The following is a 25,586-nucleotide window of genomic DNA, read 5'->3' as shown; positions in this document are numbered from 1 at the left end:
AAATCAGGACTGCGCGGAATCTGCGCTTTCCTCTTTCTCGTCTTCTTCAGGCTTGCGGCCGGAGCTGGCGAAGTACTTGGCACCGATGATGCCCACCTCGTACAGCAGGCACATGGGCACCGCCAGCGCCAGTTGCGACACCACGTCGGGCGGCGTGAGCACGGCGGCCACCACGAACGCGACCACGATGAAGTAGCCGCGGAAAGACTTCAGCTTCTCGATGGTGACCATCTCGAAGCGCACCAGCAGCATCACCACGATGGGCACCTGGAACGCCACGCCGAAGGCGATGTACAGCGACAGGATGGCCTCGACGTACGACGAGATGTCGGGTGTCGCCTGCACCGCCGCGGGCGCGAAGCGCTGGATGAAGCTGAACATCTTGTCCAGCACGAACAGCTGCACGAAGGCGATGCCGGCATAGGCCAGCAGGCTGCCGAAGAAGATCAGCGGCAGCGCGAACTTCTTTTCGTGGCTGTACAGGCCGGGCGCCACGAACATCCACGCCTGGTACATGAGCCAGGGCAGCGCCAGCAGCACGGCCGCCATCATCAGCACCTTCAGCGGCACGAAGAACGGCGAGAACACGCCGATGGCGATGAGCTTGGCGTCGTGCGGCATGTGCGCCTTGATCGGCATCGCGATGATGTCGATCAGCCCGCCGGGGCCGGGCCAGATGGCCAGCAGGATGCCCGCGAGCACCAGGCCATACACGCAATACAGCAGGCGGTCGCGCAGCTCGACCAGGTGAGCCACGAACGGCTGTTCGGTGCCCGCCAGCTCGTCTTCTTTGTCGTTGTTCTTGTTGTCGGAATCGGCCATTGGAAAAGAAGATAGCGTGACGTCGGCCGGCGTGCGGCGCTCGGGGAACGCGGTGGTGGGGGTACGCTAGGTGATCTTGTTGATCGTGTGGGGGCGGAAGCGGGCCACCCGCGCCGCACCCGACAGCGCCTTGGTGCGCACGCCGTTGCGCGCCTTGTACCACTGCGGCGTGGCGCCCTGCTTCAGGCGCCAGTTCTTGCGCGGATGCCTGTATTCGGGCGGCGGCGGCGCTTCGGGTTCGGCCAGGGCCGACAGCGTTTCGCCCGAGGTGCCGCTGAACTGCTTCTCGAAGTCGCTCGCGCCGGTGTGGATGCTGTGCTCGACGTCGCGCGCCGCATCTTCCACCGTGGTCTTCATCTTGCGGAGCTCGTCGAGCTCCATGGAGCGGTTGACTTCGGCCTTGACGTCGTTCACGTAGCGCTGCGCCTTGCCGAGCAAGGTGCCCACGGTGCGGGCCACGCGGGGCAGCTTTTCAGGGCCGATGACGATCAGCGCCACGACGCCGATCAGCGCCAGCTTCTCAATGCCGAGGTCGAGCACGTGCGGTCCGCGCTCAGGACTTCTGACGTGCTTCGACGTCGATGGTCGACTTGTCGTTGACCGGCTGGCCGGTCACTTGCTGGGCGGGGGCCGAGGTGCCGGCGGGCGCGTCGGCGCTGCCATCCTTCATGCCGTCCTTGAAGCCCTTGACGGCGCCACCGAGATCAGAACCCATGTTCCGCAGCTTCTTGGTGCCGAAGATCATGACCACGACGAGCAGCACGATCAGCCAGTGCCAGATGGAAAAAGAACCCATGGAGAACTCCTAAGAATGTGTCCGATTTTAGTCGGGACGAATGTGACAGTTTGGCTTAACCCTGCTCAGCCGCGAAGCCATGGCCGGGGACCGCCCATGACATGGACATGGAGATGGTGAACCTCCTGCCCGCCCTCGTTGCCGGTGTTGACGACGACCCGGAAGCCGCCCTCCGGGTAGGGCCTGCAGCCCTGCTCCAGCGCCAGCTTGGGCGCCAGCGTCATGATCTTGCCCATGAGCGCGGCGTCGTCGGGCGTGAGCTGCGCCATGGAGGGGATGTGCTTCTTGGGCACCACCATGAAATGCACCGGCGCCCAGGGCGCGATGTCGTGAAATGCAAACAGGTCTTCGTCTTCGTAGACCTTGCGCGAGGGGATCTTGCCTTCGACGATCTTGCAGAAGACGCAGTTCGGGTCAGATGACATCTTTGGGTTCCATGGGGCGGCCGTCGTTCATGCGGATCATGCCTTTCACGATCCGGTACAGGAACCACAGCGAAATCAGGCTCCAGGCGATCCAGCCCGGAATGAAGAAGAGCAGCCAGAGCCACGACGTCACGATGTACAGCAGCCCGGCCCAGAGCACCGAGCGGATGCGCCAGCTGAAGTGCGAGGCCTGCCAGGTGCCGGCCGCGTCGTCGCGCTTGACGAAGTCGATCACCAGCGCGATCAGCAGGAGCAGCACCGAGGCCTGCGCCCCCGGCACGACTGCGCCGATGGCCACGATCAGGTGCAGCACGTAGCTGACCCAGCCCCAGGTCTTCAGGGAGTCGTCGGGTTCCACGTTCACGATGTCGTTGGCCATGGTCGGTGTCCTTTCAATCGTTGGAAGATCCAGCCTCGCTCGCTTCGCGCGCGTGCACCTTGCGCAGCGCCTTTTCCTCGATGCCGCTGGTGCCCTCGCGGCGCTCGAGCTCCGCGGTGACGTCGGCGGGCGAAAAACCGTAGTGCGCCAGCGCCACCATGGTGTGGAACCACAGGTCGGCCACTTCGTTCACTATTTTCGAGCGGTCGCCGCCGTGGTCGGCGTCCTTGGCGGCCATGACGACCTCGGTGGCCTCCTCGCCGATCTTCTTGAGGAAGGCGTCGGGGCCCTTGTGCAGCAGGCGCGCCACGTAGCTCTTGTCAGGGTCGCCGCCGCGCGCGGGCAGGCGGCTTTCGATCACCGCGGCCAGGCGGGCCAGGGCGTCGGTGGTGTTGCCGGGGTTCACTGGGACGGTCATTTGTAGATCGACTCCGGGTCTTTCAGGACGGGTTCGACCACCGTCCACTGGCCCTTTTCGTACTTGCTGAAAAAGCAGCTGTGGCGCCCGGTGTGGCAGGCAATGCCGGGCTCGTGGCCCAGTTGCGTGACCTTGAGCAGCACCACGTCGTTGTCGCAGTCGAGGCGGATCTCGTGCACGGTCTGCACGTGGCCCGACTCCTCGCCCTTGAACCACAGCTTGTTGCGCGAGCGGCTGAAATACACCGCCCGGCCGAGCTCGGCGGTCTTTTCGAGCGCCTCGCGGTTCATCCAGGCGAACATGAGCACGTCGTTGCTGCCCTGCTCTTGCGCGATGACCGGCACCAGGCCGTTCGCGTCCCACTTCACTTCATCGAGCCAATTCATCGCACTATTGTCGGGGATAGAAAAAGACCCTTGAGAGGCGTTCGAGCGCCGTCCAAGGGAGAGATCAGGAGGCCACTCTCAGCGGTCGATGCGCACGGGAATGCCCCGCGCGGCCATGCGCGCCTTGGCCTCGCCGACCGTGTGCTCGCCGTAGTGGAAGATGCTGGCCGCCAGCACCGCGTCGGCGCCACCGGTCTGGATGCCGTCGGCCAGGTCGTCCAGGCTGCCGACGCCGCCCGATGCAATGACCGGCACGTTGACGGCGTTGCTCACCGCGCGGGTCAGCTCCAGGTCGAAGCCGCTCTTGGTGCCGTCGCGGTCCATGCTGGTCAGCAGGATTTCGCCGGCACCGCGGCGCGCCATCTCGGTCGCCCACTCGACCACGTCCAGGCCGGTGTTCTTGCGCCCGCCGTGGCTGTACACGTCCCAGCCCGCGCCGCGCGTGGCGGCTTCTTCGGGGCTGCGGCGCTTGGCGTCGATGGCGACCACGATGCACTGCGAGCCGTACTTCTGCGAGGCGTCGCTGATCACCTGCGGGTCGGCGATGGCGGCGGAATTGAAGCTGGTCTTGTCGGCGCCCGCGTTCAGCAGCCGGCGCACGTCGGCCACGGTGCGCACGCCGCCGCCCACGGTCAACGGAATGAAGACCTGCGACGCCACGGCCTCGATGATCGGCAGGATCAGGTCGCGCCCGTCGCTGGTGGCGGTGATGTCGAGAAAGGTCAGCTCGTCGGCGCCCTGCGCGTTGTAGCGCGCGGCGATCTCGACCGGATCGCCCGCGTCGCGCAGTTCGAGAAAGTTGACGCCCTTGACGACGCGGCCGCCGGTGACGTCGAGGCAGGGAATGATGCGTTTGGCAAGCATGGGAAGAACCAGGGAAGGAATCAGGAAGGAATCTGGAGCGAATCGGAGGAAGGAAGGGTCAGAGCACGCGCAGCTGCTGCCAGCCCTGCCACTCGGCGCCGGGCGCCAGCAGCACGGGCTCGTCGATGCGGGCCGCCTCCACGCACAGCATGTGGCGAAAACCGTCGGCCGGCATGTCGGCGAGTTTCGCACCGAGCACCGCGCCTGGGTTCCACACCACGGTTTCGCTGCAGCTGGCGCTCTGCGAGATTTCGAGCTTGCCGCCCGGCTGCACCAGCCGCAGCGGCTCGGCGGGGGCGGTGTACACGCTGTCGAACTCCGCATCGAAATGCAACGCAGCCGCCGTTTCCACATGGCGGTCGTCGCGCAGCGAATCCCAGCGGTTGGCACCCTGCAGGCCTTCGAGCCGCACATTGGAGATGTTGTCCACGCGCAGGTAGGTGTGCAGCGCGGCGGCAAAGGTCCAGGGGGCGCTGTCGAGGTTGCGCAGCGTGAGCGCGATGCGCAACTGGCCACGCGACAGCGTGGCCTCGAGCCGCGCCTCAAAAGCGTGCGGCCACAGCTTGCGGGTGGCCTCGCCGTCGCGCAGCGTGAGACGAAGCGTCTCGGGCGTGTCCGAGGGCGTGTGCACCCAAGGCAAATTGCGCATGAAGCCATGCTTGGGCAACATGCCCCGCTGGTTGAATTGGGGGCAGCAGACGGGCACGCCGCCGCGGATGGCCGTGTGGCCGTCGAACACCGCCGAAGGGCTCAGGTAAAGCCTTTCCAGCCCGTCGGCCGCTGTCCAGGAGAGTACTTGCGCACCGTGCAAGGCCACCGTCAGGGTGCTGCCATCGGCGCCTGTGGCGCGCAGCGCGGGCTGGCCGCGAAACTCGATCGGGGTGATTTCCATGGCGAGAATTGTAGGCAGCGCCCGCGGCGTGGCACGGAATTGGCATCGGGCCCATTGCGTGCCCGGGGCCTTCTTGGATACCCTGTGACCGCTTCGGTCCCGTGCACTCCAAAAATCACTCTCACACGACACAAGGGGATACGCATGAAGAAAAAGCTGCCGATGGCCGCCTGGATCCTGATCGCCATGGTGCTCGGCATCATCGTGGGCTACATGATCTTCTCCAGCTTTCCGGACAAGAAGGCCGCCAAGGAGATCGCCGACTACGTCTCCATCGTGTCCGACGTGTTCCTGCGCCTGATCAAGATGCTGATCGGCCCGCTGGTGTTCTCCACGCTGGTGGTGGGCATCGCGCACATGGGCGACGCCAAGTCGGTGGGCCGCGTGTTCGGCAAGGCCATCGGCTGGTTCCTGACGGCCTCGCTGATCTCGCTGGTCATCGGGCTCATCATGGCCAACCTGCTCAAGCCCGGCGAGAACCTGGGCCTGCCGCTGCCCGACATCGGCGCCTCGGCCAACCTGGCCACCTCCAAGTTCACGTTGAAAGACTTTGTCAGCCACACGGTGCCCAAGTCGTTCGTGGAGGCCATGGCCAACAACGAGATCCTGCAGATCGTGGTGTTCTCGATGTTCTTCGGCGTGGCGCTGGCCTCGCTGGGCGACAAGGCCAAGACGCTGGTGGCGGCCATCGAGGAGCTGTCGCACGCCATGCTGAAGATCACCGGCTACGTGATGAAGCTCGCGCCGCTGGCCGTGCTGGCCGCCATGGCCGCCACCGTGGCCGTGAACGGCCTGGGCATCCTGCTGAAGTTCGCGGTGTTCATGGGCGACTTCTACCTCGGCCTGTTCGTGCTGTGGAGCGTGCTGGTGCTGGCGGGCTTCCTGTTCCTGGGGCCGCGCGTGTTCAAGCTGCTGGTGCTCATCAAGGAAGCCTTCCTGCTGTCCTTTGCCACCGCCAGTTCGGAGGCCGCGTACCCGAAGATTCTGCAGGCGCTCGACCGGTTCGGCGTGAAGCGCAAGATCTCCAGCTTCGTGATGCCCATGGGCTACTCGTTCAACCTGGACGGCTCGATGATGTATTGCACCTTCGCCGTGCTGTTCATCGCGCAGGCGTACAACATCCACATGCCGATCAGCACGCAGGTCACGATGCTGCTCATCCTGATGCTCACCTCCAAGGGCATGGCCGGCGTGCCGCGCGCCTCGCTGGTGGTGATTGCCGCCACGCTGAACCACTTCGACATTCCCGAGGCGGGCCTGCTGCTGATTTTGGGCGTGGACACCTTCCTCGACATGGGCCGCTCGGCCACCAACGCGGTGGGCAATTCGATTGCGACCGCCGTGGTCGCCAAGTGGGAGGGCGAGCTGCTCTCCGAGAGCGACGCCGAGGTCAACGCCCGGGCCATCGACGAGGAGGCCAACGCCACCCTCGCCCACCCGGCGCACGCGTGAGGCGAAACGCCATGAAGCGCATCGGCATGCTCGCCCCAGCCTCTGCCTTGGCTTCCACATCCGCCGGCGCCGCGTGGCTGGTGGCCGCGGTGCTCACCGGACTGGCGGCGCTGGCGCTTCCCGTGCAGGCGCAGGAACTCACCGGCACGCTGGCCAAGGCGCGTTCCACGGGCGCCATCACCATCGGCTACCGCGAGTCGTCGGTCCCGTTCTCGTACCTCAACGCGCGCAAGGAGCCCATCGGCTATTCGATCGAGCTGTGCCGCTCGCTGGTGAGCTCCATCGAGGACGCGGTGAACAAGAGCCTCGCCATCAAGTGGGTGCCGGTCACCTCCGACTCGCGCATCGACGCGGTCGTGAGCGGCAAGGTCGACCTCGAATGCGGCTCCACCACCAGCAACCTCGAGCGGCAGAAGCGCGTGAGCTTCTCGCCCACCATGTTCGTCTCGGGCACCAAGGTGCTGGTGAAGAAGGGCTCGCCCATCAAGTCCTTCCGCGACCTGGCCGGCAAGAAGGTGGCCGTTACCGCCGGCACCACCAACGAGAAGACGCTGCGCGAGCTGTCGGATAAGTTCAAGCTTGGCATCAACCTGCTGGTAACGCCCGACCACGCGGAATCGTTCGGCCTCGTGAAGAGCGGCCAGGCCGACGCCTTCGCCACCGACGACGTGCTGCTCTACGGCCTGATCGCGCAGGACGCCGCCAAGGCGAACTACGAGGTGGTCGGCGACTTTCTCTCCTACGACCCCTACGGCATCATGTACCGCAAGGACGACCCGCAGCTCAACAAGCTGATCGTCGATGCGTTCCAGGTGTTGGCGGAAGACGGCGAGATCGAGCGGCAGTACAAGCGCTGGTTCCTGCGCAAGCTGCCCACCGGCGAGAGCATCAACCTGCCGATGAGCGCGCAGCTGGAAACGATCATCCAGACGATGTCGGTGAAGGCCGAGTAGCGTTCGGGCGCGCGCGGCGGCGCCCGGGGCGGCGCGGGCTGTGTGCCCGTGTGCCCGTGTGCAACACTGCGGCCCGATGCCAGCCAGCCCCGACACGCCTCCCTTCCCCAATTCGCTCACCGAACTGCTCGCCGAACTTCTCGCCCTGGACCGCCGGTGCGAAGCCACCTGGCAGGCGCTGAGCGACACGCTCGAACACCACCTGGCCGCCGGCCGGCTCGACGCGGCCCTTGCGCTGGCGCGCGCCATGCCGCCCGACGATGCAGCCCTCGCCTGCCGGGACCACAAGTTCCTGCTCTGGGCCGCGGTCGCCGAGGCCAAGGCGGGCGACACCGCCGCGGCACTCGCCCATGTGCAGAACGCGTACCGCCACGGCTACCGCGCCTTCTGGGATTTTGCGGCCCGTCGCGTGCCGCAAGACGACAGCAGCGCCCTCCAGCGCCCGCTGCACGCCAATGCCGAGGTACAGGCCTGGGTCGACAGCGTGTTCGACGGCACCGTGGGCGACTGGGGCATGGACCCGCGCCGCACGCCCTTCTGCTGGTTCGAGCAGGGCGAACTCACGCTGACGAAGGCGCGCTGCGCCATCAGCGACAAGCTGCTGCACAAGGGCGCGCCGGTCTACCGGTTCAGGTTCTTCAACGGCTCCTTCGACATTCCCACCGAGTTCGGCGTGGCCGACACCGCGGCCTTCGACAGCGACCCAGCCGCCACGGCCAACCGCCTCGACTACCAAGTCCGCAGCTGCACGCTGGAGGCCCATGCGTTCAAGGTCGGCTACGCGCATCCGCGGGTGCATGCCTTCTGGCGCACGCTCGACGGCTTCGACCTCGACGCCACGCTGGCGCTGATCGCCGAGCCGCCGCTGCACGAACTGCACCGGGGCACCGGCGGCGAGTTCGTCAACCTGCTGCATGCGCTGGTGCAATGCGGCCACCTCGGGACGCCATCGTGCAGCGCCTGCCCGCGCTGCCGGCGCACATGGCGCTGCTGCTGATGTGCTTCGACGCGCCCGACATCCGCAGCCGCGCCGCCGCCCACCTGGGGCTGCCCGAGCTGCCGGCGCTGTTCGGGCTGGCGCTCACGCCGTACGCGCGCAAGAGCCCCGCCGACGTCTGCCGGCTGATCGACTTCGGCGCGCGGCATCCGCGCTTTCGCCAACTGCTGGCCACGGTGCTGGTGCGCTACGAGCTGCACGTGTACGACAACTACAACCCGGGCGTGAACTGGTTCTTCCAGGCCTTCGCCGGCTTCGCGCTGGCGCGCGGCGGTGGGCTGCTGGACTTTCTGGTCGCCGAGCCCGAGCTGCTGCCGGTGCTGCACCGCATGAAGACGCAGTCGGTGTGCGATGACCACGGCAACGACCTGCCGTCGCTGCACCGCACCCTGGTGCTGAACCTGGCATGGAGCGACGACCCCAGCCTGGCCGACTGGCGCGCCGTGCCGGCCACCATGCCGCACCGCACACGCCTTGCGGCCTCGCACCGCAAGACCGAGGGCGTGATCGCCAGCGCGGCCTTCCGGGCGCTGGCGCGCGATCGCGTGACGGCCGAAGCCCCTTAGCGCGCGGGCCACTCCCAGCGCGGGATCTCGCTCATGTCGAGGTTCGCGATGCGGGTTTCACCGAACTGCTTGTCGAGCACCACCGGCTGCAGGCCGTTGCCGTCTTCCAGCGCGGCGATCAGCCGCGCGGCATGCGATACCACGATCACCTGCGACTGCCGCGCCGCCTGCGCGATGAGGCGCCCGAGCGCCGGCAGCAGGTCGGGGTGCAGGCTGGTCTCGGGTTCGTTGAGCACCAGCAGCGCGGGCGGCCGGGGCGTGAGCAACGCGGCAATCCACAGCAGGTAGCGCAGCGTGCCGTCGGACAGCTCGGCGGCCGTCAGCGGGCGCAGCAGGCCGTACTGGTGCATGAGCGTCTCGAAGCGGTCGGCCGTGACCTGCACCTCGACGCGCGCGCCCGGAAAGGCGTCGTCCACGGCACGGTCGAGCGCTTGGCCGTCGCCGATCTCGCGGATGGTCTGCAGCGCCGCGGCCAGGTCGGCGCCGTCGTTGGCCAGCACGGGCGTGTAGGTGCCCAGCTGCGGCTGGCGCGCGGGCGCCTCGGCATCGGAGCGGAAGTGGTCGTAGAAGCGCCAGGAGCGCATCTGCTCGCGCAGCGTGAGCATCTCGGGCGCGTCGCGCGGGTCGGCGTGCTCGGTCATCATGCTGGCGAAGGCCGGAATCGGCCGGCCCGTCGCCTGCCAGCCCCGCCCGTCACGAAGGCGCAGCGCGGCGCCCTTCCGGTCGACCAGCTGGGTGGACGGGCGCAGCAGCGGTCCACTCCAGATGGCCTCGTGCTTGATCTGCGGGTCGCGCGAAAAGGCAGTCGACGGAATGGGTGGCGGCAGGCCGATGTCGATGGCGTAGCCGAAATCTTCCATGTCCACGCCGGCGAAGCCGAGCTTCAGCGCAACCGGCTCGCTGCGCGTGGTGCCCTGCACGGGCACGTCGCCACGCAGCATGGCCGCCGAGAAGCGTTCAGGGCCCGCCCAGAGCGTGGAAGACAAGCCGCCTTCGCGCACCAGCGAGCGGATCACGCCGCCGTTGGCGATGTCGGCCAGCAGCCGCATCGCCCGGTACACGCTCGACTTGCCGCTGCCGTTGGCGCCGGTCACCAGCGTGAGCCGGCCCAGCGGCACCGTCAGCTGGCGCAGCGAGCGGTAGTTGGCAATGGCGAGCGCGGAGAGCACGCGCTGGGGAAGGAAACGGTCAGGCGCCGGCCAGTTCGTCCGCGCGGGCCTGCGCGGCGGCGAAGTCGAGGTCGCCCGAATAGATGGCGCGTCCGCAGATCACGCCTTCGACACCGTCGGACTCCACGGCGCAGAGGTTGTCGATGTCCAGCATGTTCGACAGGCCGCCCGAGGCGATCACCGGAATGGTCAGCGCCTGCGCCAGCTTGACGGTGGCCTCGATGTTGATGCCCGACAGCATGCCGTCGCGGCCGATGTCGGTGTAGATGATCGACTCGACGCCGTAGTCCTCGAACTTCTTGCCCAGGTCGGCCACCTCGTGGCCCGTGAGCTTGCTCCAGCCGTCGGTGGCGACCTTGCCGTCCTTGGCGTCCAGGCCCACGATGATGTGGCCGCCGAAGGCGCTGCAGGCGTCCTTCAGGAAGCCAGGGTTCTTGACCGCGGCGGTGCCGATGATCACGTAGCGCAGGCCGTCGTCGATGTAGCGCTCGATGGTGTCGAGGTCGCGAATGCCGCCGCCGAGCTGCACGGGAATGTCGTCGCCGACTTCCTTCAGGATCGCCTTGATCGCCGCGTGGTTCTGCGGCTTGCCGGCGAAGGCGCCGTTCAGGTCGACCAGGTGCAGCCGGCGCGCGCCGGCCGTGACCCACTTGCGGGCCATGGCTGCGGGGTCTTCGCTGAAGATGGTGGACTGGTCCATGTCGCCCTGCTTGAGGCGAACGCAGTGGCCGTCTTTGAGGTCAATGGCGGGAATGAGGAGCATGGAAGTGACGCGAGTGAGCAGAGTCCGGGCTGTGGAGGGTTCGGCCCGGACGGGAAAAAAGGTTCAGGGATTCCAGTGGAGGAAGTTGCGATACAGCTGCAGCCCGTGGTCCGCACTCTTCTCCGGGTGGAACTGGGTGGCAAAAATGTTATCGCGTGCAATGGCCGCGGTAAAGCTCGCGCCGTAATCTGCTTCGCCCACGCTGTGTTTGGCGTCGACCGGGCGGGCGTAGAAGCTGTGCACGAAATAGAAGTAGCTGTCGTCGGGCACGCCCGCCCACACGGCGTGCGGCTGGGCCTGGCGCACCTGGTTCCAGCCCATCTGCGGCACCTTGAAGCGGCTGCCGTCGGGCTGCAGGCGCCCGGTCAGGTCGAACTTGACGACCTCGCCCGGAATGAGGCCCAGGCCGTCGGTCGGGCCTTCGTGGCTGCGCGACAGCATCATCTGCATGCCCACGCACACGCCGAACAGCGGCTTGCTGGCCGCCGCCTCGAGCACCGATTCCTGCAGGCCCGACTCGCGCAGCTCGCGCATGCAGTCGGGCATGGCGCCCTGCCCCGGCAGCACCACGCGGGTGGCTTTGCGCACCACGTCGGGGTCGGAGGTGACGAACACCTCCACGCCCACCTGGTCGGCCGCATGGCGCACGGCCTGCGACACGGAATGCAGGTTGCCCATGCCGTAGTCGACGACCGCGACGGTATTTGCTACAGATTTCATAGCTGTTCGCCGGCGCGCTTCAGAGCGAGCCCTTGGTCGACGGAATGACACCGACGGAGCGCGGGTCGAGCTCCAGCGCGCCGCGCATGGCGCGCGCGAAGGCCTTGAACACCGTTTCGCACTGGTGGTGGGCGTTGACGCCCTTCAGGTTGTCGATGTGCAGCGTGACGAACGCGTGGTTGACGAAGCCCTGGAAGAACTCGTAGGTGAGCTGGCTGTCGAAGGTGCCGATCATTCCGCTGGTGAAGGGCACGTGCATGACGAGGCCGGGGCGGCCCGAGAAGTCGATGACCACGCGGCTCAGTGCTTCGTCCAGCGGCACGTAGGCATGGCCGTAGCGGCGAATGCCCTTCTTGTCGCCGATGGCCTTCGCCACGGCCTGGCCGAGCGTGATGCCAACGTCTTCCACCGTGTGGTGGCCGTCGATGTGCAGGTCGCCCTGGCAGTCGATGTCGAGGTCGATCAGCCCGTGGCGGGCGATCTGGTCGAGCATGTGGTCGAAGAAGCCGATGCCGGTCGCGAGCTTGGCGCGGCCGGTGCCGTCGAGGTTGACGCTGACGGTGATCTTGGTTTCCGCGGTGTTGCGGGTGACGGACGCGATGCGGTCGCCGCTGTCCTGGGGGGTGGGGGTGGTCATAGTGAGGCTTCGAGTGCCGCCAGCATCCGCGCATTCTCGTCGGCCGTTCCGACGGTGAGGCGCAGGCAATTTGCGAGCAGTTCGTGCATTTTAGAAACGTTCTTCACCAGCACCCCGCGCGCCTTCATGCCCTCGAAGGTCCTGGTGGCATCGGGCACGCGCAGCAGGATCATGTTGGCGTCGCTGGGCCAGGTCTTCACGCCGGGCAGGCGGCCGAGCCCCGTCATCAGGCGCTCGCGCTCCTCGCGGATCTGCCGGGCCTGGGCCTCGAACACCTCGGCGTGCTCCAGCGCGAACAGCGCGCACTCGCAATTCAGCACGCTGATGTTGTACGGCGGGCGCACCTTGTCGATCTCGGCCACCAGCGCGGCCGGGCCCATCAGGTAGCCCAGGCGGATGCCGGCCAGACCGAACTTGCTGAGCGTGCGCATCAAGAGCACATGGCCGTGCTTCGCCAGCCGGTCGATGTAGCTCCTGGCGGCGAAGGGCTGGTAGGCCTCGTCCATCACCACCAGGCCGCCCTGCGCGCCCTGGGCTTCGACGATCTTCTCGATGACGGCGTCGTCCCAGAGGTTGGCGGTCGGGTTGTTCGGGTAGGCCAGGTAGACGATGGCCGGCTTCTCGCGCGCAATGGCGGCCAGCATGGCGGCCTCGTCGAGCTCGAAGTCGGCCGTGAGCGGCACGCCGACGAACTTCAGGCCCTGCAGCTGCGCGCTCATGGCGTACATCACGAAGCCCGGCAGCGGCGCGAGCACGGTGGCGCCGGGCTGGTCGCAGGCAATGTCGAGCAGCGAAATGAGTTCGTCGGAGCCGTTGCCCAGCATCAGGGAGAAGCCCTCGGGCATCTGCGCATGCGCGGCGAGCGCACGCTGCAGTTCGGCGCCGCGCTCGCCCGGGTACCGGTTCAGCGCCAGCGCGCCCAGCCGCGCGCCCAGTTCGGCCTGCAGCGCGGGCGGCAGGCCGAAGGGGTTTTCCATGGCGTCGAGCTTGATGAAGCCGCTCGCGTCCTGCACCGCGTAGGCATGCATGGCGCGCACGTCGTTGCGGATGCGGTCGATCGGGGAACGGGCGGATTCAGGAGCGGTCATCGGGTGCAGCGGTAGCTGTTCTTCAGGGCGCCGGCCATGACCAGTTGCACGGGCATGTCGGCTTCATAACTGTCGGCGTTGCGGCTCAGCTCGGTCTGGTAGAGCGAGCGCGCCATGGCGGGTTCGAGGCGGCGGCCCTCCACGCAGAACACGGGCTTCTGCCCGTTGCGCTGCGAGGCCTCGACGCCTTCGCGCAGGCCCTCGAGCACGCCGACCAGGTAGTAGCTGGCGTAGGCCTTGCCGTCTTTTTCGCCGGCCTCGAGCGTGCGCAGCTCGCGGATGCTCATGGCCTGCGCGCCCACGGCAGACGCCAGCGCAACCACGGCCACGGCCACGGACATGGCCAGCAAGAAGGCGGCGCGCCCCTTCATTTGCGGTAGCGCGGCGGCGGCGCGTAGGCGCCGTCGGCCGGGAAGGCGCTGGGCTGCGAGGGGGCGGCGTCGCGGCGCTGGCGGCGGGGCGCGTCGGGCTCCTCGAGCTCGAACAGCGCGGCACCGATCATGCCTATGTTGCGCACGTCGCCGGCTTCGGTATTGGCGGCATAGGCACGGCCCGGGGCGGCGAAGCGGAAGGCCGCGACCTCGTTCTGGCTCTTGCGGAAGCCTTCGATGGTGAGCGCCTGCAGCGGGCGCAGCACGTAGCCGCCGTTGCGCAGGCTGCCGGGCTTGCCGTTGAGCACGTCGAGGCCGTCGACCGTGGCGATCACCTCGTAGCTGCGCTCGCTGAGGTTGCGAAAGCGCAGCGTGTAGCGCGCGCCTTCGACGCCGGCCAGGCGGAAGGTGTCGTCAGCACCGGGGCCGGCACCGCGGCGCGCGCGCTGCAGCGGCAACGCGCGGCCCTCTTCGTCGAGCACCGACCATTCGACATCGCCGTCGGCCAGCAGCATGCTCAGGCGGCGCTCGGGGTTGTTGCCCACGGCGCGGCGCACGGCGGAAGCTTCGTTGTAGCCGAGCGAGGCCACGTCGTCGGGCTGGGCCGACAGGCGCTTGGTGACGACGCTGCGGGTCTTCGACTCGAGGCCTTCGCCCCATTGCGTGCCGAGCTGCGGCGCGGGGGCGGCAGGTGCAGCGGATGCAGGGGCCACGCTGGAGGTGGCGCCCACGGAAGACAGGTCGCGCGGCGCCTGCGGCATCTGGGTGCAGGCGGCCAGCAACGCGGCCCCCGCGGCAAGGCCGGTTGCGAATCGGAAAAGACGCGAACGGTACAGACGATCAATCATCTTGCTTGCTCCCCCCGGAGGCTTGTTGTGGAAGCCCGGATCTTACGCAGCGGATTTGCGCAGCCGCATGCGCGCGGCTTCCGCGTGCGCCTGCAGGCCCTCGCCCTCGGCCAGCGTCACGGCGATGGGGCCCAGCACCTGGGCGCCGGCCTCGCTGACCTCGATGAGGCTGGAGCGCTTCTGGAAGTCGTACACGCCCAGCGGGCTCGAGAAGCGTGCGGTGCCGCTGGTGGGCAGCACGTGGTTCGGGCCGGCGCAGTAGTCGCCCAGGCTTTCGCTGGTGAAGGCGCCCAGGAAGATCGCGCCCGCGTGGCGCAGCAGCGGCTCCCAGCGGCCGGGCTCGTTGCTGCTCACCTCGAGGTGTTCGGGGGCGATGCGGTTGCTGATCTCGCAGGCCTCTTCCATGCTCTTCGTGTGGATCAGCGCGCCGCGGCCGTTGAGCGAGGCGGCGATGATTTCAGCGCGCGGCATGGCCGGCAGCAGGCGGTCGATCTCGGCCTGCACGCGGTCGATGTAGGCCGCATCGGGGCACAGCAGGATGCTCTGGGCCAGCTCGTCGTGCTCGGCCTGGCTGAACAGGTCCATGGCCACCCACTCGGGCGGCGTGCTGCCGTCGGCCAGCACCAGGATTTCGCTGGGGCCCGCGATCATGTCGATGCCCACGGTGCCGAACACGCGGCGCTTGGCGGCGGCCACGTAGGCGTTGCCGGGGCCGGTGATCTTGTCGACGGCGGGAATGGTCGCGGTGCCGTAGGCCAGCGCGGCCACGGCCTGCGCGCCGCCGATGGTGAAGGCGCGCGTGACGCCGGCCACGTAGGCGGCCGCCAGCACGAGCACGTTGCGCTCGCCCTTGGTGGACGACTGCCCGCCCGCACCACCGGTGGCCACGCTGCCCTTCACGGGCGTGGGGACCACCATGATGATTTCGCCCACGCCGGCCACGTGGGCCGGAATGGCGTTCATCAGCAGGCTCGACGGATAGGCCGCCTTGCCGCCGGGCACGTAGATGCCGACGCGGTCCAGCGGCGTGACCTTCTGGCCCAGCAGCGTGCCGTCGGCGTCGCGGTAGCTCCAGCTTTCGCCGCTGGCCTTCTTCTGCGCCTCGTGGTAGCTGCGTACGCGGTCGGCCGCGGCCTGCAATGCGGCGCGCTGGTCTTCGGGCAGCGAGTCGAAGGCTTCCTTGAAGTCGCCTTGCGTCAGTTCGAGTTCCGCCACGGTGGCGGCGCCGAGGCCGTCGAAGCGGCGCGTGTACTCCAGCACCGCCTCGTCGCCCCGCTTCTGCACGTCGACCAGGATGTCCGCCACCACCTTCTCGATGGCCGCGTCGGCGTCCGCGGACCAATGCAGCCGCGCCTTGAATTCAGCGTCGAAGCTGGCTGAAGTCGTGGAGAGTCGGGCGGGGGCTGCTTTCAGAGTCATGGGGTCCAGGCGGAAAGGTTCAGGCGGAGGGAATGGCCGACGCGAACGCGTCGATGATGCGGCGGATGGGCTCGCGCTTGAGCTTGAGCGCGGCCTGGTTCACCACCAGGCGGGCGCTGATGTCCATGATGCGTTCCACCTCGACCAGGTGGTTGGCCTTGAGCGTGTTGCCGGTCGACACCAGGTCGACGATGGCATCGGCCAGGCCGGTGAGCGGCGCCAGCTCCATGCTGCCGTAGAGCTTGATCAGGTCGACGTGCACGCCCTTGCTGGCGAAGAAGTCGCGCGACAGGCCGACGTACTTGGTCGCCACGCGCAGGCGCGAGCCCTGCTTCACGGCCGAGGCGTAGTCGTAGTCGTTGCGCACGGCCACGCTCAGGCGGCAGGCCGCGATGCGCAGGTCCAGCGGCTGGTACATGCCCTGGTTGCCGTTCTCCAGCAGCACGTCGAGCCCGGTCACGCCGAGGTCGGCGCCACCGTACTGCACGTAGGTGGGCACGTCGGACGCGCGCACCAGCACCACGCGCACGTCGGGGCGGGTGGTCTCGAGGATCAGCTTGCGCGATTTCTCGGGGTCTTCGGTGACCTCGATGCCGGCGGCGGCCAGCAGGGGCATCGTCTCTTCGAAGATGCGGCCTTTGGAAAGGGCAAGGGTGATCATGCGGCGGCCGCTCCGGTCAGTCGTTCGATGTCGGCACCGAGCCCGCGAAGCTTGGCTTCCATGCGGTCGTAGCCCCGGTCCAGGTGGTAGATGCGGTCGACCAGCGTCTCGCCCTCGGCCACGAGGCCGGCGATGACAAGGCTGGCCGAGGCGCGCAGGTCGGTGGCCATCACCGTGGCGCCCGAGAGCTGCTGCACGCCCTCGACCATCGCCACCTTGCCCTCGACGTGGATGCGCGCGCCCAGGCGCACCATCTCGTTCACGTGCATGAAGCGGTTCTCGAAGATGGTCTCGGTGACCATCGAGGCGCCGCGCGCAATGACGTTCAGCGCCATGAACTGCGCCTGCATGTCGGTCGGAAAGCCGGGGTATTCGGTGGTGCTGAAGCTCTGCGCCTTCAGGTGCGCGTGGGCCGGACCTTTCGAAGCAATGCGCACGCCGTCTGTTTCGCAGGCGATCGTGCAGCCGGCATCGCGCAGCTTGTCGATCACGGCGTCGAGGTGGTCGCCGCGCGCATGGCGCAAAAAGGCTTCGCCCCCGGTCGCCGCCACGGCGCACAGGAAGGTGCCGGCCTCGATGCGGTCGGCCACCACCGCGTGTTCGCAGCCGTGCAGCTTTTCCACGCCCTGGATGCGGATGTGGCTGGTGCCGTGGCCTTCGATCTTCGCGCCCATGCGGATCAGCATTTCGGCCAGGTCGACGATCTCGGGCTCCTGCGCGGCGTTTTCCAGCAGCGTCTCGCCCTCGGCCAGCGCGGCGGCCATCAGGAAGTTCTCGGTGCCGGTGACGGTGACCATGTCGGTCAAAATGCGCGCGCCCTTCAGGCGGGTGCGGCCCTCGGGCAGGCGCGCGACCATGTAGCCGTGCTCGACCACGATCTCCGCGCCCATGGCCTGCAGGCCCTTGATGTGCTGGTCGACCGGCCGCGAGCCGATGGCGCAGCCGCCGGGCAGCGACACCTTGGCGTGGCCGAAGCGCGCCAGCAGCGGGCCCAGGGCCAGCACCGAGGCGCGCATGGTCTTCACGAGCTCGTAGGGGGCCTCGGGGTTGCCCAGGTCGCCCGCGTTCAGGCGCACGGTGCCGTTGTCGTCGCGCTCGGCGGTCACGCCCATGTTGCGCACCAGCTTGAGCATGGTCGACACGTCCTGCAGGCGCGGCACGTTGTGCAGGGTCACGGGCTGCTCGGTCAGCAGCGCCGCGCACAGCTCGGGCAGCGCGGCGTTCTTGGCGCCGGAAATGAGTACTTCGCCGCGGAGCTCTCGCCCGCCGCGAATCAGAAGTTTGTCCATCGAAATTCCAGCGAAATCAGGGGCCCCACGGGGGCCGGAACGTTATTTTTCCACTGCGGCCCATTCGGCCGGCGTGTAGGTCTTCATCGAAAGCGCGTGCACCTCGTCGGTGTGCATTTTCGCACCGAGGGTGGCGTAGACCCGCTGATGGCGCTGGATCGAGCGCTTGCCCTCGAATTCGGCCGAGACGATGGTGGCGTACCAATGTCGACCGTCGCCCTCGAGCGTGATGTGCTCGCACGGGAGATGGGACTGGATCAGGGCCTGGAGTTGTTCGGCGGTCATGGGATGTGGGGAAAAAACGTTCAGCCGCGAATCTTGTAGCCGATGCGCAGCAAATGGACGGCCACCGCGCTCACCACCAGCCAGGCGGTGCCGACGATGCCGAAGCTCAGCCAGGGCGAGGCGTCGCTCACGCCGAAGAAGCCGTAGCGGAAGCCGTCGATCATGTAGAAGAACGGGTTCAGGTGGCTCACCTTCTGCCAGAACGGCGGGAGCGAGCCGATGGAATAGAACACGCCCGACAGGAAGGTCATGGGCATGATCAGGAAGTTCTGGAATACCGCCATCTGGTCGAACTTCTCGGCCCACAGGCCGGCAATGAGGCCCAGCGTGCCGAGCATTGCGGCGCCCAGCAGCGCGAACACGATGATCCACAGCGGCGCCACGAAGTCGGGCATGGCGAAGAACATGGTGACCACGAACACGCCCAGCCCCACGGCCAGCCCGCGGATGATCGACGAGCCCACGTACGCAAGGAACCAGCCCCAGTGCGACAGCGGCGTGAGCAGCACGAACACCAGGTTGCCCATGATCTTGCTCTGGATGATGGACGACGAGCTGTTGGCGAACGCGTTCTGCAGCACGCTCATCATCACCAGGCCGGGCACCAAGAAGGCGGTGTAGCCGACCGTGCCGTAGACCGTGACGCGGCCCTCGAGCACATGGCCGAACACCATGAGGTACAGCAGCGCGGTGAGCACCGGCGCCCCGACGGTCTGGAAACCGACCTTCCAGAAGCGCAATGTCTCTTTATATAAAAGCGCGCGCCAACCAGTCACAGCCATCATCTTGCGACCTCCAGCGGCGTCTGCTCACCCGCCATCAGGTCGATGAACACGTCTTCCAGGTCGGCCTTGCGCATTTCCACATCTTCCACCGCGACGCCGGCTTCGCGGATCGCGGCCAGCAGTTGTTCGACTTCATGGGCGTTCTGCGCCGGCAACTGCACGATGCGCCCGGTGATGCGCGCATGCTGGGCAATGGCCCAGGGCAGCATCGCGTCGGTCTTGAAGCGCAGCACATTGCTGGCGGCCGACTTCAGCAGCTCGCTGGTGCGGTCCAGCGCAATCACGCGGCCCTGCTTGAGCATCGCGATGCGGTTGCACAGCGCCTCGGCCTCTTCCAGGTAGTGCGTGGTCAGCAGCACGGTGCTGCCCTGCTTGTTCAGCCGCGCGACGAACTGCCAGAGCGTCTGGCGCAGCTCGACGTCGACGCCGGCCGTGGGTTCGTCCAGCACGATCACCGGCGGCTTGTGCACCAGCGCCTGCGCCACCAGCACCCGGCGCTTCATGCCGCCCGAGAGCTGGCGCATGTTGGCCGTGGCCTTGTCGGCAAGGCCCAGGCTCTGCAACAGCTCGTCGATCCAGGCTTCGTTGTTCTTGATGCCGAAGTAGCCCGACTGGATGCGCAGCGACTCGCGCACGTTGAAGAAGGGGTCGAACACCAGCTCCTGCGGCACGATGCCCAGCTGGCGGCGCGCCTCGGCGAAGTCGCGCTGCACGTCGAAACCGTGCACGCTGATGGCGCCGGACGTGGGCCTCGACAGGCCCGCGAGCATGCTGATCAGGGAGGTCTTGCCCGCCCCGTTCGGCCCGAGCAGACCGAAGAATTCGCCTGGCTCTATCTGGAATGTGACCTCGTCGACCGCCTTGAGCCCTTGCTTGCCTTGGGCTTTTTGCTGTCTGGAGGGGGGGTAGGTCTTGGAGACCGATTGGAATGAGATCGCGGGCATGGGAGCCCGCGATTTTACGGGGCCGTTACTTTTTCAGGGCGCGGCGGGCAAAAGGCCTGCGATTCCGTACAGCGCGGCCAGCTCGCGCAGGCGCGGCGACAAGCCCTTCACCGAGAAACCGCGGCCCAGCGCGCTGGATTCGCGCCGGCATTCGAGCAGCACCGCGAGCGCGGACGAATCGAACTGGGCCAGCGCGGTGGCGTCCACCACGGTGGAGGACGAATCGGTCTGGCCTTTGAGCCCCTGCTGCAGCATGCGCATGCAGGCGGGGGCCTCGTCGTGGGTCAGGCGCGTGGGCAAAACCAGCATCGGTCAGCCCTTGCTGTTGCCCTTGTTACGCGCGGCCAGGGCGGAAATGAGGCCGTCGACGCCGCTCTTGTTGATTTCCTGCGAGAACTGGGTGCGGTAGGTGTCGACCAGCCACACGCCCAGCACATTCAGGTTGTAGACCTTCCAGCCGGCGCCCTGGCCGGGGGTTTTCTCGAGGCGGTAGTCGAGCTGCACCGGGTCGCCGCGGCCCTTGACCTCGGTGCGCACCAGCACGTCGGTGTCGTCGGCCGAGCCGCGGAACGGACGCACGCTGACGGTCTGGTCGCTCACCTGGTCGAGCGCGCCCGCGTAGGTGCGCACCAGCAGCGTCTTGAACTCTTCCTGCAGCCGCTTCTGCTGCTCGGGCGTGGCGGTCCGCCAGGCCGGGCCGACGGCCGAGGCCGTCATGCGCTGGAAGTTGACGTTGGGCATGATCTTGCTGTCGACCAGCACCATGATCTTGTTGACGTCGCCCGACTTGATGGACTTGTCCGACTTGATGGTCTCGAGCACATCGGTCGAGATGCGCTTGACCAACGCATCGGGGGTTTCGTCCGCGGCGCGCGCGGGGCTCACGAAGGTGGCGGCGGCGCTGAACAGCATCGCGCCGGCGAGCACCAGGTGGCCGAAGCCGCGTCGTTGCAGGATCATCTTGTTGTTCATTGACAGGTCCCTCTGGTTTCTGGTTTCACGCAGCACGCACAGGAATGGCGTGCCACGCATAGAACGGGTTCGACAGGGCCCCGGCCTACCGGGTTCCTGAAGCACAGGTGAAGCCTTGCAACGGAATGCAAGCAGGCGGCCTGTGCACTGTCGCGGCCCGTCGACTCGGTCTTACTTGCCGGCGTCCTCGTCCGGCGACTTGCCGTCCTGGATCAGGCTGCGGCGGCGCTGCAGGAAGGCATCGCGCGTGAACGAATACTTGTCGAGCGCGGCGTCGTCGATCAAACGGCCGGCGCGCAGGTACTGCGAGCGCTTGTCGACCACGCGCAGCACGGTCAGCGAATTGCGCCATGCCACGTCGTTCAGGGCATTGAGGCCGTCGCCGTAGAAATCGACCGGCTTGGCGATCGTGTCGCGCAGCGTGGACGGGCCCAGCACCGGCAGCACGATGTACGGGCCGGCACCCACGCCCCAGCGGCCGAGCGTCTGGCCGAAGTCTTCGTCATGGCGGTCGATGCCGGCCTCGGTGGCCACGTCGAGCAGGCCGCCCAGGCCGAAGAAGGTGTTGACGTTGACCCGCATGAAGGTCTCGGCGCTGTTCTGCAGCTTCAGCTGGGCCACGCTGTTGGCAAAGCTCCAGACGTCGCCGATGTTGCCGAAGAAGTTGTTCACGCCGGTGCGCACCATCGAGGGCAGCACGTTGACGTATGCCGTGGACACAGGCACCAGCACGGCTTCGTCGAGCTTGTCGTTGAAGGTGAACACCCCGCGATTGAAGGGCTCGAACGGGTCGGACGGGTTCGCGTTGGGGCCGGTGGCACAGCCGGCGACAAGGGCAAACACGGCGGCGGCACTGGTCCAGCGCGCGTATTTGGCGAGGTTTTTCATGGCAGTCGGGGCGACTTGCAAAAAGGATCGTGTTTTCATTTTTTATTGGGGGTTCCCTGCGCCGAACCGGAGTTCGAGCTCCCGTCGGCGGCCTTGCTGTAGAGGAACTGGCTGATCAGGTTTTCCAGCACCACCGCGGATTGCGTGGCAGTGATGGTGTCGCCGGCCTGCAGGTTCTTCTCCTCGGCGCCCGCCTCGATCCCGATGTACTGCTCGCCGAGCAGGCCACTGGTCAGGATCTTGAGCGAGCTGTCCTTGGGAAAACTGTAGCGGTTTTGCAAAGCCAGTGTGACGTCGGCCTGAAAGGTCTTGTCGTTGAAGGAGATGGACTCCACCCGGCCGACCACCACGCCCGCGCTCTTGATCGCGGTTTGCGGCTTGAGCCCGCCGATGTTGTCGAAGCGCGCGGTGACTGAATAGGTCTTCTGGAAGTTCAGGCTCAGCAGGTTGGCCGACTGCAGCGCCAGGAACAGCAATGCGGCCGCGCCGATCAGCACGAACAGGCCGACCCAGATGTCATTGTTGGAACGTTGCATGGTTTGCACTCTCTAGAAACGATTGGGGGCGGGCCCCTTTAGATACTGAACATCATGGCGGTGAGCAGAAAGTCCAGCCCCAGCACCGCCAGCGACGCCGTCACCACCGTGCGCGTGGTCGCGCGCGACACGCCTTCGGGTGTGGGCTGGGCCTCGTAGCCCTGCAGCAGCGCGATGAAGGTCACGGTGAAACCGAACACGATGCTCTTGATGACGCCATTGCCCACGTCGCGCCACACGTCGACGCCGCCCTGCATCTGGCCCCAGAAAGCGCCCGGGTCCACGCCCAGCATCAGCACGCCCACCACGTAGCCGCCCATGATGCCGACCGCGCTGAACACGGCCGCCAGCAGCGGCATGGTGATCACCCCGGCCCAGAAGCGCGGCGCCAGGATGCGCTGCACCGGGTCGACCGCCATCATTTCCATGGCGCTCAGCTGCTCGTCGGCCTTCATGAGGCCGATCTCGGCCGTCAGAGACGTGCCGGCGCGGCCGGTGAAGAGCAACGCGGCCACCACCGGCCCGAGCTCGCGCACCAGGCTCAGCGTGACCAGCAGGCCCAGCGCTTCGGAAGAACCGTAGCGCTGCAGCGCGTAGTACATCTGCAGCCCCAGCACGAAACCCACGAACAGGCCCGACACGCCGATGATGGCCAGCGAGTAGTTGCCCAGGAAATGGATCTGGTCGCGCACCAGGCTGAAGCGCCGCATGATCTGCGCGCCCGGCCCCAGCAGGCGCAGGAAGAGCTTCGCGCCGTAGCCCAGGTTGGCCAGGTGGCTGCGCACGCCGTAGCCGATGTCGGCAGGCTTCCACCAGCTCATGAGCGGCCTCCTTCGCCATTGCCGAAGTCGTCTTCGATGCTGACGCCCGGGTAGTGGAAACGCACCGGCCCGTCGGGCAGCGCGTTCACGAACTGGTGGACCAGCGGGTCGGCGCTGTTGCGCACATCGTCGGGCGCGCCCTGCGCCGCGATGCCGCCGTTGGCCAGGATGATCACGTGGTCGGCGATGCGGAAGGTTTCTTCCAGGTCATGCGACACGATGATGCTGGTGAGCCCGAGCGTGTCGTTGAGCTGGCGAATGAGGCGCGCCGCCGTGCCCAGCGATATGGGGTCGAGGCCGGCGAAGGGCTCGTCGTACATCACGAGGTCGGGGTCGAGCGCGATGGCCCGTGCCAGCGCCACGCGCCGCGCCATGCCGCCCGACACCTCGCTGGGCATCAGGTCGCGCGCGCCGCGCAGGCCCACGGCATCGAGCTTCATGAGCACCACGTCGCGCACCAGCGCTTCGGAGAGTTGCGTGTGCTCGCGCAGCGGAAACGCCACGTTGTCGAACACGCTCATGTCGGTGAACAAGGCGCCGAACTGAAAGAGCATGCCCATGCGGCGACGTGCCGCGTAGAGCGCCTTGGCGTCGAACCTGACGACATCCTGACCATCGAAAAGAACCTCGCCGCGCTGGGCCTTCTGCTGTCCGCCGATGAGGCGCAGCACGGTGGTCTTGCCACCGCCCGATGCACCCATCAGGGCCGTCACCTTGCCACGCGGCACGGTGAATGAAACGCCGTCGAGAATGGCGCGCGCGCCGTAGCCGAACGTGACGTCGCGGAACTCTACGAAGGGATGTGGCAGGGGTGCGGCTGGGTCCATCTCAATAAAAAAGCCGGGGCGCTTTCACAAGCATCCCGGCATGCGGTTTCACGCGGATGATAACGGGGCCGTGACCGGACCCGCGAAATTGAAACAAAATTCAGCGCGGCAAGTCGCTGAATCCCATCAGAAATTCATCCACCGAACGCGCCGCTTGACGGCCTTCGCGAATCGCCCACACCACCAGCGACTGGCCGCGGCGGATGTCGCCCGCGGCAAACACCTTGGGAACGTTGGTGGCGTAGCCGCCGATGAAGTCGACCGTGGCACGCGCGTTGCCGCGGGCGTCCTTCTCCACGCCGAAGGCATCGAGCACGGTGGCCACGGGGCTGATGAAGCCCATCGCGAGCAGCACGAGGTCGGCCTTGAGCACCTGCTCGCTGCCGGCCACTTCCTGCATCTTGCCGTCCTTCCATTCGACGCGAACCGTCTTCAGGCCGGTGACCTTGCCCTTTTCGCCGATGAATTCCTTGGTGGAAATGGCGAACTCGCGCTCGCAGCCTTCTTCATGGCTGGAGCTGGTGCGCAGCTTCACCGGCCAGTACGGCCAGGTCATGGGACGGTTTTCTTCCTCGGGCGGCTGCGGCATCAGTTCGAACTGCGTGACGCTGACCGCGCCATGGCGGTTGCTGGTGCCCACGCAGTCGGAGCCGGTGTCGCCACCGCCGATGACGATCACATGCTTGCCGTCGGCGCGCAGCTGGCCCTTGACCTTGTCGCCCGCGTTGACGCGGTTCTGCTGCGGCAGGAACTCCATGGCGAAGTGAATGCCGTCAAGGTCGCGCCCGGGCACCGGCAGGTCGCGCGACTGCTCGGCGCCGCCGGTGAGCAGCACGGCGTCGAACTCCTTTTGCAGCTGTTCGGGCGTGACGGTTTCCTTGGCCAGGTTCGTCACCTTCGAGCCCTTGCCCAGCGGGTCTTTCGCGGCGCCGACCATCACGCCGGTGCGGAAGGTGACGCCCTCGGCCTTCATCTGCTCGACGCGGCGGTCAATGTGCGTCTTCTCCATCTTGAAGTCGGGAATGCCGTAGCGCAGCAGGCCGCCGATGCGGTCGTTCTTCTCGAACAGGGTCACGTCGTGGCCCACGCGCGCCAGCTGCTGCGCGGCGGCCATGCCGGCGGGGCCGGCACCGACCACGGCCACTTTCTTGCCGGTCTTGTGCTTGGCCACGCGCGGCGCCACCCAGCCTTCGTCCCAGGCGCGGTCGATGATCGCGTGCTCCAGCGACTTGATGCCGACCGCGTCGTCGTTCACGTTGAGCACGCACGCCGCCTCGCAGGGCGCGGGGCAGATGCGGCCGGTGAACTCGGGGAAGTTGTTGGTCGAGTCGAGCACCGCGAAGGCGTTCTGCCAGTCGTTGCGGTACACCAGGTCGTTGAAGTCCGGAATGATGTTGTTGACCGGGCAGCCGCTGTTGCAGAACGGCGTGCCGCAGTCCATGCAGCGCGCGCCCTGCACCTTGGCCTGGTCGGTGTCCAGGCCGACGACGAATTCCTTGTAGTGCTTGACGCGCTCCTCGATGGGCTTGTAGCCCTCTTCGACGCGTTCATGCTCCATGAAGCCGGTGATCTTTCCCATCGTGCTTTCCTCTGTTCTTCGTGTTCGGTGCCGC

At 67.1% G+C, this 25,586-nt stretch carries 33 protein-coding genes; 4 read left to right on the top strand and 29 right to left on the bottom strand.

Annotated features, from left to right (window positions below; genetic code table 11):
* Positions 1-3: 3 nt before the first annotated feature.
* The 9 genes from tatC to AB6807_RS17670 form a co-directional block, all read right to left on the bottom strand.
* Positions 4-822, bottom strand: a complete 819-nt coding sequence (gene tatC / locus AB6807_RS17710; RefSeq protein ID WP_286513207.1) for a twin-arginine translocase subunit TatC — start codon at positions 820-822, stop codon at positions 4-6.
* Between the two features lie 66 nt (positions 823-888).
* Entirely contained in the window at positions 889-1,362 is a 474-nt protein-coding gene (gene tatB, locus AB6807_RS17705; RefSeq protein WP_116912173.1) for a Sec-independent protein translocase protein TatB, read from the bottom strand.
* Positions 1,363-1,375: 13 nt separating this feature from the next.
* Positions 1,376-1,618: a Sec-independent protein translocase subunit TatA gene (gene tatA / locus AB6807_RS17700; protein ID WP_116912174.1), complete on the bottom strand. Its 243-nt coding sequence runs from the start codon at positions 1,616-1,618 to the stop codon at positions 1,376-1,378.
* A gap of 65 nt (positions 1,619-1,683) precedes the next feature.
* Entirely contained in the window at positions 1,684-2,043 is a 360-nt protein-coding gene (locus AB6807_RS17695) for a histidine triad nucleotide-binding protein (protein WP_116912175.1), read from the bottom strand.
* On the bottom strand, positions 2,033-2,422 hold the full coding sequence (locus AB6807_RS17690; protein ID WP_116912176.1) for a hypothetical protein: 390 nt from the start codon (positions 2,420-2,422) through the stop codon (positions 2,033-2,035). Before AB6807_RS17690 ends, AB6807_RS17695 begins: the two co-directional genes overlap by 11 nt.
* 13 nt (positions 2,423-2,435) lie before the next feature.
* Positions 2,436-2,840 carry a phosphoribosyl-ATP diphosphatase gene (locus tag AB6807_RS17685; RefSeq protein WP_371085557.1) on the bottom strand — a complete coding sequence of 135 codons (405 nt, stop codon included), beginning with the start codon at positions 2,838-2,840 and terminating at the stop codon, positions 2,436-2,438.
* Positions 2,837-3,226: a phosphoribosyl-AMP cyclohydrolase gene (gene hisI, locus AB6807_RS17680; protein WP_013539725.1), complete on the bottom strand. Its 390-nt coding sequence runs from the start codon at positions 3,224-3,226 to the stop codon at positions 2,837-2,839. Before hisI ends, AB6807_RS17685 begins: the two co-directional genes overlap by 4 nt.
* Positions 3,227-3,304: 78 nt before the next feature.
* A complete protein-coding gene (gene hisF, locus AB6807_RS17675; protein ID WP_116912178.1) occupies positions 3,305-4,090 on the bottom strand; it encodes an imidazole glycerol phosphate synthase subunit HisF in 786 nt (261 codons plus the stop codon).
* 58 nt (positions 4,091-4,148) lie between these two features.
* A complete protein-coding gene (locus AB6807_RS17670) occupies positions 4,149-4,982 on the bottom strand; it encodes a D-hexose-6-phosphate mutarotase (protein WP_371085556.1) in 834 nt (277 codons plus the stop codon).
* A 144-nt stretch (positions 4,983-5,126) separates the two neighbouring features.
* Here AB6807_RS17670 and AB6807_RS17665 point away from each other — a divergent pair, with 144 nt between their 5' ends.
* From AB6807_RS17665 to AB6807_RS17650, 4 genes are all read left to right on the top strand, one after another.
* Positions 5,127-6,434 carry a dicarboxylate/amino acid:cation symporter gene (locus AB6807_RS17665; RefSeq protein ID WP_286513223.1) on the top strand — a complete coding sequence of 436 codons (1,308 nt, stop codon included), beginning with the start codon at positions 5,127-5,129 and terminating at the stop codon, positions 6,432-6,434.
* An 11-nt stretch (positions 6,435-6,445) separates the two neighbouring features.
* Entirely contained in the window at positions 6,446-7,387 is a 942-nt protein-coding gene (locus AB6807_RS17660) for an amino acid ABC transporter substrate-binding protein (protein ID WP_371085555.1), read from the top strand.
* A gap of 76 nt (positions 7,388-7,463) precedes the next feature.
* On the top strand, positions 7,464-8,384 hold the full coding sequence (locus AB6807_RS17655; protein ID WP_371085554.1) for a hypothetical protein: 921 nt from the start codon (positions 7,464-7,466) through the stop codon (positions 8,382-8,384).
* Positions 8,339-8,950 carry a hypothetical protein gene (locus AB6807_RS17650; protein WP_371085553.1) on the top strand — a complete coding sequence of 204 codons (612 nt, stop codon included), beginning with the start codon at positions 8,339-8,341 and terminating at the stop codon, positions 8,948-8,950. The genes AB6807_RS17655 and AB6807_RS17650 overlap by 46 nt, the downstream gene beginning before the upstream one ends.
* Here the strand turns inward: AB6807_RS17650 and AB6807_RS17645 are convergent.
* The 20 genes from AB6807_RS17645 to AB6807_RS17550 form a co-directional block, all read right to left on the bottom strand.
* Positions 8,947-10,119 carry an AAA family ATPase gene (locus tag AB6807_RS17645; RefSeq protein WP_371085552.1) on the bottom strand — a complete coding sequence of 391 codons (1,173 nt, stop codon included), beginning with the start codon at positions 10,117-10,119 and terminating at the stop codon, positions 8,947-8,949. The genes AB6807_RS17650 and AB6807_RS17645 overlap by 4 nt on opposite strands.
* A 19-nt stretch (positions 10,120-10,138) precedes the next feature.
* Complete coding sequence (gene hisA, locus AB6807_RS17640) at positions 10,139-10,882, bottom strand: 1-(5-phosphoribosyl)-5-[(5-phosphoribosylamino)methylideneamino]imidazole-4-carboxamide isomerase (RefSeq protein WP_116912183.1); 744 nt, start codon at positions 10,880-10,882, stop codon at positions 10,139-10,141.
* Between the two features lie 63 nt (positions 10,883-10,945).
* Positions 10,946-11,602: an imidazole glycerol phosphate synthase subunit HisH gene (hisH, locus tag AB6807_RS17635; RefSeq protein ID WP_371085551.1), complete on the bottom strand. Its 657-nt coding sequence runs from the start codon at positions 11,600-11,602 to the stop codon at positions 10,946-10,948.
* 19 nt (positions 11,603-11,621) lie between these two features.
* The gene (gene hisB / locus AB6807_RS17630) at positions 11,622-12,239 is read right to left on the bottom strand and encodes an imidazoleglycerol-phosphate dehydratase HisB (protein ID WP_116912185.1); all 618 of its coding nucleotides are present in this window, start codon (positions 12,237-12,239) and stop codon (positions 11,622-11,624) included.
* Entirely contained in the window at positions 12,236-13,327 is a 1,092-nt protein-coding gene (hisC, locus tag AB6807_RS17625) for a histidinol-phosphate transaminase (RefSeq protein ID WP_116912186.1), read from the bottom strand. The genes hisB and hisC overlap by 4 nt, the downstream gene beginning before the upstream one ends.
* Positions 13,324-13,698 carry a hypothetical protein gene (locus tag AB6807_RS17620; RefSeq protein WP_371085550.1) on the bottom strand — a complete coding sequence of 125 codons (375 nt, stop codon included), beginning with the start codon at positions 13,696-13,698 and terminating at the stop codon, positions 13,324-13,326. Before AB6807_RS17620 ends, hisC begins: the two co-directional genes overlap by 4 nt.
* A complete protein-coding gene (locus tag AB6807_RS17615) occupies positions 13,695-14,546 on the bottom strand; it encodes a hypothetical protein (RefSeq protein WP_371085549.1) in 852 nt (283 codons plus the stop codon). The genes AB6807_RS17620 and AB6807_RS17615 overlap by 4 nt, the downstream gene beginning before the upstream one ends.
* Positions 14,547-14,588: 42 nt before the next feature.
* The gene (hisD, locus tag AB6807_RS17610) at positions 14,589-15,965 is read right to left on the bottom strand and encodes a histidinol dehydrogenase (RefSeq protein ID WP_371085548.1); all 1,377 of its coding nucleotides are present in this window, start codon (positions 15,963-15,965) and stop codon (positions 14,589-14,591) included.
* 19 nt (positions 15,966-15,984) lie between these two features.
* Complete coding sequence (hisG, locus tag AB6807_RS17605; RefSeq protein WP_116912190.1) at positions 15,985-16,626, bottom strand: ATP phosphoribosyltransferase; 642 nt, start codon at positions 16,624-16,626, stop codon at positions 15,985-15,987.
* Positions 16,623-17,915 (bottom strand): UDP-N-acetylglucosamine 1-carboxyvinyltransferase, encoded by a 1,293-nt coding sequence (murA, locus tag AB6807_RS17600; RefSeq protein WP_371085547.1) that lies wholly within the window; start codon positions 17,913-17,915, stop codon positions 16,623-16,625. Before murA ends, hisG begins: the two co-directional genes overlap by 4 nt.
* Positions 17,916-17,957: 42 nt before the next feature.
* Positions 17,958-18,200, bottom strand: coding sequence for a BolA family protein (locus tag AB6807_RS17595; protein ID WP_093048598.1), 243 nt, complete (start codon positions 18,198-18,200; stop codon positions 17,958-17,960).
* A 20-nt stretch (positions 18,201-18,220) separates the two neighbouring features.
* A complete protein-coding gene (locus AB6807_RS17590) occupies positions 18,221-18,976 on the bottom strand; it encodes an ABC transporter permease (protein ID WP_371085649.1) in 756 nt (251 codons plus the stop codon).
* Between the two features lie 5 nt (positions 18,977-18,981).
* A complete protein-coding gene (locus AB6807_RS17585) occupies positions 18,982-19,929 on the bottom strand; it encodes an ABC transporter ATP-binding protein (protein WP_116912193.1) in 948 nt (315 codons plus the stop codon).
* A 33-nt stretch (positions 19,930-19,962) separates the two neighbouring features.
* Positions 19,963-20,238: a lipid asymmetry maintenance protein MlaB gene (locus AB6807_RS17580; RefSeq protein ID WP_116912194.1), complete on the bottom strand. Its 276-nt coding sequence runs from the start codon at positions 20,236-20,238 to the stop codon at positions 19,963-19,965.
* 3 nt (positions 20,239-20,241) lie between these two features.
* Positions 20,242-20,901 (bottom strand): phospholipid-binding protein MlaC, encoded by a 660-nt coding sequence (locus AB6807_RS17575; RefSeq protein WP_116912195.1) that lies wholly within the window; start codon positions 20,899-20,901, stop codon positions 20,242-20,244.
* A gap of 171 nt (positions 20,902-21,072) precedes the next feature.
* Positions 21,073-21,789 (bottom strand): VacJ family lipoprotein, encoded by a 717-nt coding sequence (locus AB6807_RS17570; protein ID WP_207786783.1) that lies wholly within the window; start codon positions 21,787-21,789, stop codon positions 21,073-21,075.
* A gap of 35 nt (positions 21,790-21,824) precedes the next feature.
* Entirely contained in the window at positions 21,825-22,325 is a 501-nt protein-coding gene (gene mlaD, locus AB6807_RS17565) for an outer membrane lipid asymmetry maintenance protein MlaD (protein ID WP_116912197.1), read from the bottom strand.
* Positions 22,326-22,363: 38 nt separating this feature from the next.
* Positions 22,364-23,146, bottom strand: coding sequence for a lipid asymmetry maintenance ABC transporter permease subunit MlaE (gene mlaE, locus AB6807_RS17560; protein WP_116912198.1), 783 nt, complete (start codon positions 23,144-23,146; stop codon positions 22,364-22,366).
* On the bottom strand, positions 23,143-23,973 hold the full coding sequence (locus AB6807_RS17555) for an ABC transporter ATP-binding protein (protein ID WP_116912199.1): 831 nt from the start codon (positions 23,971-23,973) through the stop codon (positions 23,143-23,145). The genes mlaE and AB6807_RS17555 overlap by 4 nt, the downstream gene beginning before the upstream one ends.
* A 100-nt stretch (positions 23,974-24,073) precedes the next feature.
* Entirely contained in the window at positions 24,074-25,552 is a 1,479-nt protein-coding gene (locus AB6807_RS17550) for a glutamate synthase subunit beta (protein ID WP_116912200.1), read from the bottom strand.
* Positions 25,553-25,586: the final 34 nt, after the last annotated feature.

Origin of the sequence: Variovorax sp. RCC_210 (assembly GCF_041355175.1) — a bacterium.
Lineage (GTDB): Bacteria > Pseudomonadota > Gammaproteobacteria > Burkholderiales > Burkholderiaceae_C > Variovorax.
The sequence above is the reverse complement of the archived record's forward strand: the minus strand, read 5'-3'. Positions and strand labels throughout refer to the sequence as shown.